The organism is Labrys neptuniae (assembly GCF_040797145.1).
GTDB lineage: Bacteria > Pseudomonadota > Alphaproteobacteria > Rhizobiales > Labraceae > Labrys > Labrys neptuniae.
The window spans coordinates 572,692-588,075 of sequence record NZ_JBFNQD010000003.1 but is presented as its reverse complement, the minus strand read 5'-3'; the positions used below and the strand labels follow the sequence as shown (position 1 = coordinate 588,075).

Here is a 15,384-nt window from a genome sequence, read left to right as displayed (position 1 = left end):
GGCCGCCTCGACACAGGCGACGCAGTCGCGAATTATTCGCCGCTACCATGGCTGCTTTGAGGCGAGGGAACAACCCACCCTCCGCGCTAATCTGCCGATTTTGCCGGGCCGTTTGGCCCATCTCCGGTCGGTCGCCGCCGGGCAGCAACCCTGGATAGCACCGGTGCCGGCAGGTATCGATCGCTCCTCCCGGAATGGCCCGGGATCGGTGCTTGACAAGCTGACGCTGGGATACGACCCCTTGGTGATGTCCGCTCCCGCCGCCTATGCGCCCCCCGTGCCCCATGTCGCTCGCGGGTCGGCTGCCTACCGTAAGATCAGTCTCGCTCTCTTCCTCGCCGGTTTCGGTACGTTCTCGCTGATCTATTGCGTGCAGCCCTTGCTGCCGTTGCTGGCCGAGGAATTCCATGTCGGTGCGGCGCAGAGTTCGCTCGCTCTCTCGCTGACCACCGGCGCGCTCGCCTTTGCCATCTTTGCGGCCGCCGCTGTTTCGGAGCGATTCGGCCGGCGCGAACTGATGTTCGCTTCAATCGGTCTTGCCAGCCTACTCAATCTTGCCGTGGCTGTCACACCGGGATGGCATGCCATCCTCGCCTTGCGTGCCGTCGAAGGGTTGGCCATTGGCGGTGTACCGGCCATCGCCATCGCCTATCTGGCCGAGGAGATCGAGCCCAATGGCCTGGGTTTTGCCATGGGGCTCTATATCGCCGGCACGGCGCTCGGCGGTATGGCGGGTCGGGTGCTGACCGGCATCCTCGCTGAATTCCTGACCTGGCGCCTTGCCTTGGCGATCGTCGGTCTCGGTGGCCTCGTCCTGGCCCTCGGCTTCGTCCTGCTCCTGCCGCCCTCGCGGCATTTCACGCCACGCAAGGGTTTCGATCTTCGCTATCACCTTAGGGCATGGGCTTCGCATTTCGGCCGGGAGAGGCCCGGCGTTGTGCTGGCGAAGCCGCTCTTGTTCGCCATCGCCTTTTGCGGCTTCGGCAGTTTCGTGACCGTCTACAACTATGCCGGCTTCCGACTGATGGCGCCGCCCTTCGACCTCAGCCCGACGCAGACAGGCCTGATCTTCACCGTCTATCTGTTCGGCACCGTCTCTTCCTCGCTCGGCGGCATGGCGGCCGACCGGTTGGGGCGGGCGCCGGTGCTGATCGCCGGTCTCCTGACCATGGCCGCCGGTATCGGCCTCACGCTCTCCTCGAGCCTCGCCGGCATCATCGCCGGCATCGCCGTGCTGACGGCGGGCCAGTTCGCCTGCCATGCGGTGGCGAGCGGCTGGGTCGGCCGGCTGGGCGGTGCGAGCAAAGGCCATGCCGCCTCGCTCTACATGCTCGCTTATTATCTCGGCGCCAGCATCGTGGGCTCGAGCGGCGGCTGGTTCTGGACCGTCGGGGGGTGGCCGGCCGTGGTCGGCTTCACGCTGGTGCTGATCGTACTCGCCATCGCATGCGCGGTGCGGCTGATGCGCTCTGGAGGTTGAGGGGGGAGCCGTCGGTTCGCAAGCACGCCTGCCTCGAGGCCGGATGCGGGAGACAGCGTCAGGCAAACAAAGGTGTCGACCCGTGCTCGATTGACGGCCATGTTCGGCACGATATGGACATGAGGCGAGCGGTTTTGCCGTCGCCATGTCGACGGCAGAATCGAGCCGGGGGACGCCGGGGAGCGGGATCATGAACGCATATCGCCTGATGACCGTGGCTGCGGCGATGTCCCTGTGGCTGGCCGTGCCGGCGGCGGGGGCTCCGAAAGGGGGCTGCGCTTCGGATGACCCGGCCATCGCCATTCCGGCCTGCACCACCGCCATCAACCGCATTGCGGTGACGCCCGGCAGCCAGGCCACCGCCTATCTGCAGCGCGGGCGGGCCTATTACAGGCAGAAGCAGTATGGCCTGGCGATCAACGATCTCGGCGCCTCGATCCGGCATAACGACAAGAGTTATCTGGCCTATGTCTTCCGTGGCCTCAGCTATGCCGAGCTCGGCGACCACAATGCGGCGATCGACGATTACGACAAGGCCATCGCCATCAAGCCGGGATCGGCGGAAGTCTATTTCTACCGCGCCAATTCACGCTCGGAGCAGGACGATATCGAAAATGCCATTGTCGACTATTCGCGTGCCGTCGATCTCGATCCGCGTATGGGGCCTGCTTTTGCCAATCGAGGCAATCTGCAGCAGCGGCTCGGCCGCCACGACAAGGCCGTCGCCGACTATACCAAGGCGATCGCGCTGAAGCAGGGGGTCTCGCTGGTCTACAGCAATCGCGCCAATTCCTATGTCAACCTCAAGCGCTACGACCTTGCCATGGCCGATTTCGACAAGGCGATCGCGGCCGATGGCGGCAATTTCAATGCCTATAACAACCGGGCGAATCTGCACTACGCCAAAGGCGAGATCGACGAGGCCATTGCCGATGTCAGCAAGGCGATCGCCTTGAATCCCGGCATGGCGGAATTCCATTCGGGCCGCTGCGCGCTCTATCTGGCCAAGGGCGCGTTGCGGGAGGCCCTGGCGGATTGCGACACGGCCATCGCGGCACGGCGCGACTATGCCGAGGCCTATCTCAATCGCGGACTGGCGCATTGGCGCCTCGAGGAACGGGAAGCTGGCCTCTCCGACATGGAAATGGCCTTCTCGATCAATCCGAACCTGCCCAATGTCCAGCGCTATGTAACGCTTTTCCGTGCCTCGAAGGCGGTACAGCAGGCCGAAGCCGGCAAGAAGGACGCGCCCGCCTCCTCCCAGAAGGCCGCTGCCGAAGGATCGCGGCGGGTTGCGCTGGTCATCGGCAATTCACGCTATGCGGCCGTGTCGCAACTGCCCAATCCCCGGCGCGACGCCGACCTCGTCGCCGCGGCCCTGCGGACGGCCGGCGTGCAGGATGTCACGGTCGCCTACGATCTCGGACGCGCCGGCCTGGTCGAGGCCCTGCGCTCCTTTTCCGCCAAGGCGGACGCCGCCGACTGGGCCATCCTCTATTATGCCGGCCACGGCATGGAGCTGATGGGGCAGAACTACCTCATCCCCGTCGATGCAAGGCTGCAGTCCGATCGCGATGTCCCTGATGAAACCGTCAGCCTGCAGCGCGTCCTGTCGGCACTGAGCGGCGCGCGCCGCCTGAAGCTGGTGCTGCTGGATGCCTGCCGCAACAATCCCTTTGCCGCGCAGATGACGATGACGGCCGCAACCCGCTCGGTGGGGCGCGGCCTTTCGCGGGTCGAGCCGTCGGGAGCGACGCTGGTGGTCTATTCGGCCAAGGAGGGCACGGTGGCCGAGGATGGCGACAGCCAGCACAGCGCCTTTGCCGAAGCCTTTGCCAGGCGGGTGGTGGAACCGGGGCTGGAGATCAACAAGGTGTTCCGCTTCGTGACCAGCGATGTGATGTCACGCACCGCAAACCGGCAGGAGCCCTTCGTCTATGGCTCGCTGCCGCCCGAGGATTTCATCTTCACCAGCGCGCAGAACCCGCCATCATCGGCAACGTCCGCGCCGTGACTCCACCCGCGGCCTGCTGCGAGGCGAGCGCGGTTGGTGCTCAGGCCGCCTGATCGGGCCTCGCATCGGCGACGGGCAGGGGCTCGCCACCGATGAAGACGCGCTCGACCTCGAAACTCTCATCGAGAACCACGATGTCGGCACGCTTGCCCGGCGTCAGGCTGCCGACCTCGCCGGCAATGCCGGTAAGCTCGGCCGGCGTCAGCGACGCCATGCGGATGACGGCGGGCAAATCCTGCTCGATGGCCTTCGCCATGGTCTTCACCATCCGGTCCATGCCATGCATCGAGCTCGCCAGGCTGCCGTCATCGCCCCGGACGGAATGGCCGTCACTCCAGACCCAGCTGCCGTCTGCCTGCGATCCGAAGCGGTATTGGCCCGGCGGCATGTCCATGGCGCGGTTCGCATCGGTGACGAGACAGCAGCGCCGAGGCCCGATCAGGCGGAAGGCGAAGCGCAGGAGATCGTCCGAGAGGTGGATGCCGTCGGCGATCACCTCGGTGCTCATCGCCGGGTTGGCGAGGACATACTGCTCCATGCCGGCCTGCATCGGCGTGCCGAAGCGCTTGCGCAGGGAGGCGACCGAGCTCATGGCACACCAGAAATGGTCGACATGGCGCATGCCATGCGTGAAAGCCGCCTCGAGTTCATCCCAGCAGGCGTTGGAATGGCCGCAGGTGATGAAGCAGTCCCGTTCGCGGGCATGATCGAAGAAATCCAGGGCGCCGGGCAATTCGGAGGCGCAGGTGGCGATCTTGATGATTTCTCGGCCGAGGAAATATTCGTATTCCTCCCGCACCGGATCGCGCCGGCCTTCCGATGCGTGGATGCCGACCTTGTCCGCCGCGAAATAGGGGCCGTAGAAGTGGATGCCGGCTATGCGGGCGCCGTCCGCGGGCGTCCACGAGGCCTGCACGTTTTCGCACGCTTTCACCATCGCATCGAGCTGGGCAAAGGATCCCGTCGTCGTGGTCGGAAAGATCGAGGTCGTGCCGTGCCGGGCATGGGCGATATTGGTCCGCCGCACGGCTTCCACCGTGCCGTCCATATAGTCGGCGCCGGCGCCGCCATGCACGTGGATGTCGACGAAACCCGGCGACAGGTAGCGGCCGCTGAAATCAAGCAGTCCTTTGCCTTCATGCTCGCGAGCATGAGGCTCGATCGTGGCGATCCGGCCGTCCACGCAGCGGATGACGGCGTCTTCGTGAATGGCGTCTTCGAGGATGACATTCCCCTTCAGGAGGAGCTCTTTCATGCTGGATCCATCGGCTGGTGCTGTGATAGGTGTTCATGTATCTACCGATATCGTCATAAACGTGCAATTGAGGAATCGTCATGCCGATCGAATCCACGCCTGACGAACGGCGGGCTTTCGTCCTGTCGCAGTTGGAGGCCAAGGGCAGGCTGTCGACGCAGGAGGTCTCGGCGCATTTCGAGGTATCCGAGGACACCATTCGGCGCGATTTCCGTGACATGGCGGCCGAAGGCCTGATCAAGCGCGTCCACGGCGCTGCCCTGCCGGTCTCGCCGGGAGGCTTGCCCTTCCAGGGGCGCTACAAGATCGCGGCGGCCTTGAAGACGCGCCTGGCCCGGGCGGCGGCTGGGCTCGTGCTGCCGGATCAGGTGGTCCTCATCGACGGCGGCACCACCAATCTCGAAGTGGCCAGGCAGCTGCCGCGCGATCTGAGGGCGACCATCGTCACCAACAGTCCACTGGTGGCGACGGCCACGACCGAGCATCCGCATCTGGAGGTCATCCTGCTCGGCGGCGTCTTCGACAAGCGCAGCCAGATGGTCCTGGGTGCGCGCGTGCTCGACCAGCTTTACGCCATCAACGCCGATCTGTGCTTCATCGGCGTGCATGGCATTCATGAGGAATTCGGGTTGACTACCGCCGGCTATGACGAGGCTGCGATCAAGGCCGCGATGATCAAGGCCACTGCCGAGATCGTCGCGGTGGCGACCCCGGATAAGTTCGGTTCTGCGGCAGCACACCATTTCGCTGCGCTGTCGGCGATCGATACGCTCGTCACCGAAGATACGCCCCGCACCCGGGACCTGCTGGAGAAGACGGCCGTGAAGGCGCTCTATGCGTGAGGCGGTACTCGTGGGCGGGGTCTAAAGACCCGCCCCCATTTTTCCTCCGTCAGGCGGCCTGCTTTTTCGACTGGCGGAAGGCTGCGGCCGCCGCACCCAGGGCACCGATACCGGCACCGATCAGGGCGCAATTGATGAGGATGCCGACGAGATCGCTGCGATTGGCGGACGCAATCGCCTGGGCGGCCTGCTCGGCGCCGGCGCCGCCGATCCTCGTATCCATCATGGCGACCATGCCGGGCTCGTTGCATTTGGGCAGGAGCGTATATTTGGCCTCGTCGCTGTCGCCATAGACCTTCTCGATCGCCTGCTCGCAACGCAGCCTGTCGGCCGGAGAAACCCCGGCCGTGCCGAACTGCAGATAGAGGCCGACGCCCAGGAGAACGACCCCGAGGCTGGCGTAAAGAAGCGCCTTCACCCGTAGACGCTCCGCTTACATGTTCGGATAGTTCGGGCCGCCGCCGCCCTCCGGCGTCACCCAGTTGATGTTCTGGGCCGGATCCTTGATGTCGCAGGTCTTGCAGTGCACGCAGTTCTGCGCGTTGATCACGAAGCGCGGATCCTTTTTGGCCGCCTCGTCGCCATAGACCACTTCATAGACACCCGCCGGGCAATAGAGCCGGGCCGGTTCGCCATAGAGCGGCAGGTTCTTTTCGATCGGGACCTTGGGATCCTTCAACGTGAGATGGATCGGCTGGTCCTCCTCGTGATTGGTCGAGGACAGGAACACCGAGGAAAGCTTGTCGAAGGAGAGCTTGCCGTCCGGCTTGGGATAGTCGATCGGCTTGCTCTCGGCGATCGGTTTCAGAGTGGCATAGTCGGGCTTGCCATGTTTGAGCGTGCCGAACAGGGAGAAGCCGAGCTTCTCGTTGAGATGCATGTCGATGCCGCCGAGGATCACGCCGGCGAAGGTGCCGAGCTTGGACCATAGCGGCTTGACGTTGCGCACCTTGTAGAGGTCGCGGCCGATCTCGCTGGAGCGCCAGGCGGCCTCATAGGAGGCGGGCTCGTCATGCGAACGGCCCTCGGCCAGCGCCTTGGAAAGGTGCTCGGCCGCCAGCATGCCCGACAGCACGGCATTGTGGCTGCCCTTGATGCGCGGCACGTTGACGAAGCCGGCCGCGCAGCCGATCAGGGCGCCGCCCGGGAAGGAGAGCTTGGGCACCGACTGGTAGCCGCCCTCGGTGATGGCGCGCGCGCCATAGGCGATGCGCTTGCCGCCCTCGAAGGTCGGGGCGATCAGCGGATGGTGCTTGAAGCGCTGGAACTCGTCGAACGGGGAGAGATAGGGGTTGGTGTAGTTGAGGTGGATGACGAAGCCCACCACCACCTGGTTGTTTTCGAGGTGATAGAGGAAGGAGCCGCCGCCCGTCTTCGAATCCAGCGGCCAGCCGAAGGAATGCTGCACCCGGCCCGGCACGTGCTTGGCCGGATCGATCTGCCAGAGTTCCTTGATGCCGATGCCGAATTTCTGGGGTTCGCGGCCATCGGCCAGATTGTACTTGGCGATCAGCGTCTTGGTCAGGCTGCCGCGGGCCCCCTCGGCGAAGAGGGTGTATTTGCCGTGCAGTTCCATGCCGCGGGTAAAGCCGGATTTGGGCTGGCCGTCGCGGCCGATGCCCATGTCGCCGGTGGCGATGCCCATCACCGCGCCCTTGTCGTCATAGAGCACTTCGGCGGCGGCAAAGCCCGGATAGATCTCGACACCGAGCGCTTCGGCCTGGACTGCCAGCCAGCGGCAGACATTGCCGAGCGAGCCGACGAAATTGCCGTGGTTCGACATCAGCTTGGGCATGCCGAAATTGGGCAGGCGCAGGGCGCCGGACGGGCCGAGATAATAGAACTGGTCCTCGGTGACCTCGGTCACCAGCGGGCGGTCCTCCGCCTCGCGCCATTCGGGCAGCAGCTTGTCGAGGCCGACCGGATCGATCACCGCGCCGGAGAGGATGTGGGCGCCGACCTCCGAGCCCTTCTCCACCACCACCACGCTGGTTTCGGGATTGAGCTGCTTGAGATGGATCGCGGCGGCCAGGCCGGCAGGTCCGGCGCCGACCACGACGACATCATATTCCATCGCCTCGCGGGGGCCGAGATCGGCACTGTCGGTCATCGAGTAGTCTCCGGTGGTTTGAAATAGCTTGGAGTGACCGTGCTTTTTTCACGTTTTTGGAATGGGTGCAAACAATGCTGCGACGGTTTCCAAAATTAAGTAACCAATTGGTGCGTTAATGTCACGTTCGGCAAGGACGCTGGTTCCATTGGCCTGCAGCAAGGTTCGGGATCACGGCATCTTCTCCTGTGGCAGGACTCGACATCCCGGCCAGCATTCTTGGGAGGCCGGCGGGCGAAAACACACGAAAAGACGATATCGATCGCAACGATGCCCTTGATCCGTCGCTGATTGTCATATTCTCCCGCAAAAAGAGGCGGGAGGCCGGCGCCATTCTTCGAGGGGAGCGGGTCCTGCGCATTTCTATATTGATGCGGACTGTAACTGTCCCGTGGGTTACTCTTTCCCATTGCCACGCATGCTAGGTAGGATAGGCTGTCTGCGGCTTGCGATCCGTCGGTATGGAGCATACGGGCATGGGCATTCTCGACTTCATCTCCAAGCAATTTATCGATGTCATCCAGTGGACGGCCGAGGAGCCGGGCCTGTTGGCCTACCGCTTCCCGATGTCCGGCATGGAAATCCAGAACGGTGCCCAGCTCGTGGTGCGCGAGACGCAGAAGGCGGCCTTCTTCAACGAAGGCAAGATCGCCGATATCTTCGGCCCCGGCACCTATACGCTCACCACCCAGACCCTGCCGGTGCTGACCTATCTGAAGAACTGGGACAAGTTCTTCGAATCGCCCTTCAAGTCGGACGTCTATTTCTTCGACACCAAGGACCAGATCGACCGCAAATGGGGCACCACCCAGCCCCTCACCATCCGCGACAAGGAATATGGCCCGATCCGCATCCGCGCCTTCGGGAATTATTCCTATGCGATCGGCGATGTCGGCGCGTTCTGGTCGCGGCTGGTCGGTACGGCCGAGCGCTGCACCTCAGAGATGATCGAGGGGCAGCTTCGCGGTGCCGTGCTCACGGCCATCGCCTCGACGCTCGGCCAGAGCAATGTCGCCTTCATCGACATGGCCGCCAACCAGGAGGCTTTCTCCCAGAAGCTGGCGGAAGCCATCCGCCCGGCGCTGCGTGACTATGGCATCGACGTCAAGAGCTTCTACGTCCAGAGCCTGTCGCTGCCGGAGGAACTCCAGCGTATCCTCGACAAGGCCAGTTCCATGAACATGCTGGGCGATCTCAATCGCTACGCCCAGTTCCAGACGGCCGAATCCATCCCGCTTGCCGCCGAGAATCCGGGCGGCCTGGCAGGAGCAGGGGCAGGGCTCGGTGCCGGCATGGCAATCGGCCAGGCCATGGCACAGGGCTTTGCCAATGCGGCGCCGGCGCAGGCTCCCTCGGCGCCGGCAGCGCCCCCGCAGCCGGCGGAGGATCCGATCCAGCTCCTCGAAAAACTCGGCGGGCTGCTGGCCAAGGGCATCCTTACCCAGCAGGAATTCGACGCCAAGAAGGCCGAACTGCTATCCCGGATCAAATAGACCGGACTTCGCCCTGCTCGCCGCGAAACTCTGCTTGGCCGAACAGGCCGGTCAATCCCGTGATCCATACGAGGCCCAATGCGTAAATTCGCCTGCCCTTCCTGCGGAGCGGATGTCGTGTTCCGGTCGGCGCAGTCGGTCTATGCCGTCTGTGCCTATTGCCAGTCCATGGTGGTGCGCACCGATGTCGACGTGACCTCGCTCGGGGTGATGGCGGCGCTGCCCGACGACATGAGCCCCCTCCAGCTCGGCACTGGCGGTATGTTCGACGGCCAGTCCTTCACCATCATCGGACGCCTGAAGATCGGCTGGAGCGACGGGCTGTGGAACGAATGGCACATGCTGATGGATGACGGCCGGGAAGGCTGGATCGGCGAGGCGCAGGGGTTCTTCTCGGTGAGCCTGGAGGCGGAGGAGAACTCCTGGGGCGGCGTGCGCGAGGCGCTGGAGCGCTGCCGGCCGCTGCTGGAGGGGAACGAGACCGGTGCCGCCGGCATCAGGCCGGGCTTCTCGGTAACGATAAATGGCGTCCAGCTCAGGGCGGTCGACATCAAGCTGGCGACCTGCCTGGGCTCGGAAGGCGAACTGCCTTTCGCCGCACCCAAGGGGCGGCGTACCGTGTCGATCGATTGCGTCGGTGCCGATGGCGAATTCGCCACGCTCGAACATGACGGCAAGGAGGCAAGTGCCTATCTCGGCCGTTATCTCGAATGGGATGCCTTGCGTTTCTCCAATCTCAGGCCGCTGGAGGGCTGGTGATGGACGAGCCTCTCGCGCCGCCAGCACCATCGCCGGCCGTACCCGCGCCAAGGCCGCCCGGCCGGCCGCGAACCTTTGCCTGCCCCAATTGCGGTGGGGCGGTGACCTTGCGCGCCGTCGGCCAGTCGATCAGCGCCACCTGCAGCCAGTGTTCCTCGCTGATCGACGTCGCCGACGAGAATCTGCGCATCATCCAGAAGGCCCAGGCGGCGCTCGAGCCCTCGGAGATTCCCATCGGTTCCCGCGGGCGGCTGCAGGACGTCGAGTGGGAGGTCGTCGGCTATATGCGCCGGAGCGATCGCACGGGATATTACGAATGGATCGAATATCTCTTGTTCAACCCCTATCGGGGCTATCGTTTCCTGGTCCGGGAGCAGGGCCACTGGACGCTGGTGAAGATGCTTACCCGCGACGTGCCGGGCGCGGGCAGTACCATCGACCTTACGGTCGAGGGGCGGCGCTATGCCTTCTTCAGCAAGGGACAGGCGCTCACCAAATATGTCGCCGGCGAATTCTATTGGCGTGCTTCCACGGCGGACGTCACCGAGACGGCTGATTATATCGCCTCGCCTCACCGGCTGATGGTCGAGAGCAATGACGAGGAGATCATCGTCTCCGAAGGCGTCTATCTCGAACCCAGCCTGGTGGCCGAGGCCTTCAAGCTGCCGCTCGCGGACGAGCGCGACGGGCCCGGCGTCAACCAACCCAACCCGCACCGGCGCTGGCTGAGGGTGCCGCTCGCAGCGCTCGGAGTGGCGACCTTGTTGCAGTTCGGCTCGCTCGCCCTCTCGCCCGGGCGTCAGGTCGCCTCGCAGACCTTCACCCTGACCTCCGCCGACAAGGGTAAGACCTTCGCCTCCGAACCTTTCCGCCTGGACGGCCGGGGTAATGTCGAGTTCGAGACCAGCGCCGAACTGAAAGACGATTGGCTGGAGCTCGACGTCGCCCTGGTCAATGTCGAGACCAACAGGAGCTATCATGCCTCCCAGGGGCTGGAGAACTACAGCAGCGGGCGGGTCACCGAGCGCACCAGCGAATTGCTGTCGCCGGTGCCGGCAGGCACCTACAAATTGCTGATCGACACCAATGCCGGCCTGTTCACCAAGGTGGCGGAGACCGTGCCGATGGTGGCGCGCGAGGATTACCTACAGACCTGGTTGCGCAACAATGGCCAGGGCGGCAGTTTCCCCTCCTCGCAGCCCACCATTGCCCCTGCGCCCGCCAATCCTCTACCTTCGGAGACATTCACCGTCACGGTCCGGCACGCCGTGCCGATCTGGTCGAACTATCTCGGTGCCGTCGGCCTCCTGGCTCTCGGCGCCGGCTTCGGCTTCTTCCGCGACCGGCGCTTCGAGCAGTCGCGCTGGGAGCAGGGCGGCATCGACGAGGAAGCGCCATCGGTGTCCGGCAACCTGGCGGCGGGCGGTTTCGTTGCCGCCGCCGGCAGCAGCAGCTCCGATTCCGGGACCGACAATTGGTGGTCGTCGAGCAGCGACGATGACGACGACAGCGGTGGTTCCTCATCGAGCGACGATTCTAGCAGCAGTTCCAGCAGCGAGGACACGTGAGCAGGATTCAGATGATCTTCGCCGGGGCCGTCGTGTTCGGCATGGCCCTCGGCAATTTCGGCGGTTATTCGCTGGCCAATATGTGGCACGCCAAGCAGACCACCAGCCGCGGCATCAGGAGCAGCGACGATGGCGGCTCCTTCGGCTGGTTCGGCGGCGGCAGAAGCTCCGGCGGTGGCGGCTATTCATATCATAAATAGGGGGCTTTCATGGATGTCTCGGGCCTGATCGAACTGAAATATGTGGTGGCCTCGCTGGTCTATTCCGGCATCGGCCTGCTCGTCTTCGTCATCGCCTTCTGGCTGCTCGACCTGCTGACCCCGAAGGTGCAGGTGTGGAAGGAATTATGCGAGAAGCGCAACACCGCGATGGCGATCTTCCTGGGTGCGGTGGCGCTCGGCATCGCCATCATCATCGCCTCGGCCATCCATGGCTGAGGGCGTCGATTCTCCTGGGACCGCAGGCGTCTCGCCTGCTCTTGGAAGCGTCGCGACAGGCCGATAGAAAGAGCAGGCGAGACGCCTGCGGTCCGAGGAAGAAGCAGTCTCAACGCAGATTGGTGTAAGGCGCGTACGTGGAAATCCTGCTGCTCTTCTCCGCCTTCGTGATCGCGACCTGCGGGCTGATCTACGAGCTGATCGCCGGCACGCTGGCGAGCTATCTCCTTGGCGATTCCGTCACGCAGTTCTCCACCATCATCGGCACCTATCTCTTCGCCATGGGCGTGGGCTCCTGGCTGTCACGCTATCTCGAGCGCGACCTTCTCGGCCATTTCGTCCGCATCGAGCTGCTGGTCGGGGCGGTCGGCGGCAGTTCGGCCGCTGCCCTCTTCATCCTGTTCGACCATGTCGCCTCCTTCCGCCTCTGGCTCTACTCCCTGGTCGGGGTCATCGGCATCCTGGTCGGCATCGAAATCCCGCTGCTGCTGCGCATCCTAGAAGGACGGCTTGCCTTCAAGGACCTGGTCTCCAAGGTCTTCACCTTCGACTATATCGGTGCGCTCTTCGCCTCCCTGCTGTTTCCGCTGGTGCTGGTGCCCTATCTCGGCCTGATCCGCTCGGCCTTCCTGTTCGGCATCCTCAATACGCTGGTGGCGATCTGGGTGCTCTACGCCATCAAGGCGCCCATCCTCCGCCGCGGCGCGCACAAGGCCGCCGCCTTCGTGGTCCTGGCCGCGCTCGGTGCCGGCTTCGTCTGGTCCGAGCGCATCCAGTCGATTGCGGAGGCGAGCGCCTATCCGGGCACGGTTGTTTACGCCGAATCCACGCCCTATCAGCGCATCGTGGTCACGCGCCAGCAGCGCGACATCCGCCTCTTCCTCAATTCGAACCTGCAATTCTCCTCGCTCGACGAATATCGCTACCACGAGGCCCTGGTGCATCCGGTGATGAGCGCCCTCAAGGCCCCGCGCAGGGTGCTGATCATCGGCGGCGGCGACGGGCTGGCCCTGCGGGAGGTCCTGAAATACCCGGCGGTCGAAGCGGTCACCATGGTCGATCTCGATCCGGCCGTGACGCGCCTGTTCTCGCACAACGAGATGATGACGGGTCTCAATGGCGGCTCGTTGTCCTCGCCCAAGCTGACCCTCATCAACGCCGACGCCTTCCTCTGGCTGCGTGAACAGAAGCCTGCCGAGATGCGCTTCGACGCCGTGATCATCGACCTGCCCGATCCGTCCAATTTCTCGATCGGCAAGCTCTATTCGCTCACCTTCTACCGCCTCCTGAAGTCGGCGGTGAACCAGGACGGCCTGGTGGTGATCCAGAGCACCTCGCCTCTGGTCGCGCGCAAATCCTTCTGGTGCGTCAACAACACGCTGGCAGCGGCCGGCTTCCAGACCGCGGCCTATCACCTCTTCGTGCCGTCCTTCGGGGAATGGGGCTTCATCATCGGCTCCTTCTCACCCTATCGCCCGCCGGACCGCCTGCCTGAGGGGCTGCGCTTCCTTGATCTGCCGACCATGCAGGCGATGTTCCAGTTCCCGCCCGACATGGCCCATGTCGCCACCGCCATCCAGCGCCTCGATGACCAGCCGCTGGTGCGCTATTTCGACGAGGAGTGGGGCAATTACCTCATTTATTGAGATATGGTGTGCCAGTCTTCTCAGCCCCATCGAGGGATGGGGCGGGACCGGTATCCTGGCAGTGGTTCCATGCCGGTCTGAAGACCGGCACACCATGGCGCTGCCATGACCCGGATCAGCCGCAAGCAATTCCTCGCTTTGGGGGCCGCCTCGCTCGGCCTGGCCGGCGCCGGGCTGGTGGGCGGAGACTTGCTGGCGGGCAAGGGGGTGCCGGGCGGCGGCGAGGGCGGTTCCGTGCCCGGGGATCTGGTGGGCGCGTCTTCCCGCATCGGTCACAGGCTGCGGAGCGGCGGCTTCCCGGCGCCGGGAGAGACGCTGAAAACCGGCATCCTCATCGTCGGTGGCGGCATAGCGGGCCTCGGCGCGGGCTATCGTCTCGCCAAGGCAGGCCATGACGATTTCCTGCTGCTCGACCTCGAGGCTGCTCCCGGCGGCAATGCCGCCAGCGGCCGCAACGAGGTCTGTGCCTTTCCCTGGGGCGCCCACTACGTGCCGCTGCTCACCGAGGAGGCCAGGGCTGTCAGGGCGCTGTTCCAGGATCTCGGCATCATCACCGGCTACGACGCCAAGGGCACGGCCATCTATGACGAATACGCCCTCTGTGCGGATCCTTCGGAGCGGCTCTATCGCTATGGACGCTGGCAGGAAGGCCTGATGCCCGCCATCGGCCTCGACGCCGACGAAGAGACCGACGGCAAGCGTTTCTTTGCGGCGATGAAGGCGTTTCGCCAGCGCATCGGCAGCGACGGCCGGCGCGCCTTCGCCATTCCGCTCGACCTGAGCTCGCAGGACGCCGATCTGATGGCGCTCGACGACCTTACCATGGCGACCTGGATGGAGCGGGAGGGTTATCGCTCGCCGTCCCTGGCCTGGTATGTCGACTATTGCTGCCGCGACGACTACGGCACGCGCTCGTGCGACGTCTCGGCCTGGGCCGGCATCCATTATTTCGCTGCCCGCAATGGCCGTGGCGCCGATGCCGAGGACCAGGGCCTGGTGACCTGGCCGGAGGGCAATGGCTATCTGGCGCGCCGCCTCGCCGATGCGCTCGGCCCGCGCATAAGGACGCGCTCGCTCGCCCATGCCGTCGAAGCGAAAGGCAATGGGGTGGCCGTCGACGTCTGGGACGCGGCTGAAGACAAGGCCCTCCGCATCGAGGCGAAGGCGGCCATCCTGGCGACGCCGCATTTCGTCACGGCGCGGCTGCTGCGCGACCAGAACCTTGCCGCCGGCTTCTCCTACGCGCCCTGGGCCGTCGCCAACATCACGCTGAGCCGCCTGCCCGGCGGCACCGGCGCCAATCTGAGCTGGGACAATGTCGTCTTCGACAGCCCCTTGCTCGGCTATGTCGTCGCCACCCATCAGATCACGCAGATGCGCCCGACCAGGACGGTGCTGACCTATTACTGGCCGATCAGCCATCTGCCGCCCGAGGATGCCCGCCGCGAGGCGCTCGCCCGCCCCCTGGAAGAATGGCAGGCGATCTTCCTCAAGGAACTCCTCGCCGTGCATCCCGAGCTCGACGGCCATGTCGAGCGGGCCGATGTCTGGGTCTGGGGCCATGCCATGATCCGGCCGGTGCCGGGCTTCATCTGGGGCGGGCAGCGGCGGGCCGGACTGCAGCAGCGGCCGCCCATCTTCACCGCCCATTCCGACATGAGCGGCGTTTCCATCTTCGAGGAAGCCTATACGCATGGCGTGCGTGCGGCGGAGAAGGCCATGGCCTATAGTGGCCATCCCTTCGAAACGGTGCTGTGATGGCGCGGGCAGATCAGGGAAA

General features: G+C 64.6%; 13 protein-coding genes. 10 read left to right on the top strand and 3 right to left on the bottom strand.

What is annotated here, in order from left to right; genetic code table 11:
- The first annotated feature begins 247 nt into the window (after positions 1-247).
- Entirely contained in the window at positions 248-1,480 is a 1,233-nt protein-coding gene (locus ABXS05_RS13435; protein ID WP_311933922.1) for an MFS transporter, read from the top strand.
- Between the two features lie 190 nt (positions 1,481-1,670).
- A complete protein-coding gene (locus ABXS05_RS13430) occupies positions 1,671-3,494 on the top strand; it encodes a tetratricopeptide repeat protein (RefSeq protein ID WP_367624235.1) in 1,824 nt (607 codons plus the stop codon).
- A 40-nt stretch (positions 3,495-3,534) separates the two neighbouring features.
- Here ABXS05_RS13430 and ABXS05_RS13425 read toward each other — a convergent pair whose 3' ends face one another.
- On the bottom strand, positions 3,535-4,749 hold the full coding sequence (locus ABXS05_RS13425; RefSeq protein WP_367624233.1) for an N-acetylglucosamine-6-phosphate deacetylase: 1,215 nt from the start codon (positions 4,747-4,749) through the stop codon (positions 3,535-3,537).
- A gap of 80 nt (positions 4,750-4,829) precedes the next feature.
- On the opposite strand from ABXS05_RS13425, the gene ABXS05_RS13420 reads away from it, so the two are divergent.
- Complete coding sequence (locus tag ABXS05_RS13420) at positions 4,830-5,591, top strand: DeoR/GlpR family DNA-binding transcription regulator (protein WP_311933813.1); 762 nt, start codon at positions 4,830-4,832, stop codon at positions 5,589-5,591.
- 49 nt (positions 5,592-5,640) lie between these two features.
- Here ABXS05_RS13420 and ABXS05_RS13415 read toward each other — a convergent pair whose 3' ends face one another.
- A complete protein-coding gene (locus ABXS05_RS13415; protein WP_311933811.1) occupies positions 5,641-6,009 on the bottom strand; it encodes a hypothetical protein in 369 nt (122 codons plus the stop codon).
- A 15-nt stretch (positions 6,010-6,024) separates the two neighbouring features.
- The gene (locus ABXS05_RS13410) at positions 6,025-7,701 is read right to left on the bottom strand and encodes an electron transfer flavoprotein-ubiquinone oxidoreductase (protein ID WP_311933809.1); all 1,677 of its coding nucleotides are present in this window, start codon (positions 7,699-7,701) and stop codon (positions 6,025-6,027) included.
- A 476-nt stretch (positions 7,702-8,177) separates the two neighbouring features.
- Here ABXS05_RS13410 and ABXS05_RS13405 point away from each other — a divergent pair, with 476 nt between their 5' ends.
- From ABXS05_RS13405 to ABXS05_RS13375, 7 genes are all read left to right on the top strand, one after another.
- A complete protein-coding gene (locus ABXS05_RS13405) occupies positions 8,178-9,194 on the top strand; it encodes an SPFH domain-containing protein (protein ID WP_311933808.1) in 1,017 nt (338 codons plus the stop codon).
- Positions 9,195-9,272: 78 nt separating this feature from the next.
- Positions 9,273-9,953: a DUF4178 domain-containing protein gene (locus ABXS05_RS13400; RefSeq protein ID WP_367624232.1), complete on the top strand. Its 681-nt coding sequence runs from the start codon at positions 9,273-9,275 to the stop codon at positions 9,951-9,953.
- Positions 9,953-11,521 carry a DUF4178 domain-containing protein gene (locus ABXS05_RS13395; RefSeq protein ID WP_367624231.1) on the top strand — a complete coding sequence of 523 codons (1,569 nt, stop codon included), beginning with the start codon at positions 9,953-9,955 and terminating at the stop codon, positions 11,519-11,521. Before ABXS05_RS13400 ends, ABXS05_RS13395 begins: the two co-directional genes overlap by 1 nt.
- A complete protein-coding gene (locus ABXS05_RS13390) occupies positions 11,518-11,721 on the top strand; it encodes a hypothetical protein (protein ID WP_311933804.1) in 204 nt (67 codons plus the stop codon). The genes ABXS05_RS13395 and ABXS05_RS13390 overlap by 4 nt, the downstream gene beginning before the upstream one ends.
- A gap of 9 nt (positions 11,722-11,730) precedes the next feature.
- Positions 11,731-11,958 (top strand): DUF350 domain-containing protein, encoded by a 228-nt coding sequence (locus ABXS05_RS13385; protein ID WP_156771483.1) that lies wholly within the window; start codon positions 11,731-11,733, stop codon positions 11,956-11,958.
- A gap of 137 nt (positions 11,959-12,095) precedes the next feature.
- Positions 12,096-13,604, top strand: a complete 1,509-nt coding sequence (locus tag ABXS05_RS13380; RefSeq protein WP_367624230.1) for a polyamine aminopropyltransferase — start codon at positions 12,096-12,098, stop codon at positions 13,602-13,604.
- Between the two features lie 105 nt (positions 13,605-13,709).
- The gene (locus ABXS05_RS13375; protein WP_367624229.1) at positions 13,710-15,362 is read left to right on the top strand and encodes an FAD-dependent oxidoreductase; all 1,653 of its coding nucleotides are present in this window, start codon (positions 13,710-13,712) and stop codon (positions 15,360-15,362) included.
- Positions 15,363-15,384 lie beyond the last annotated feature (22 nt).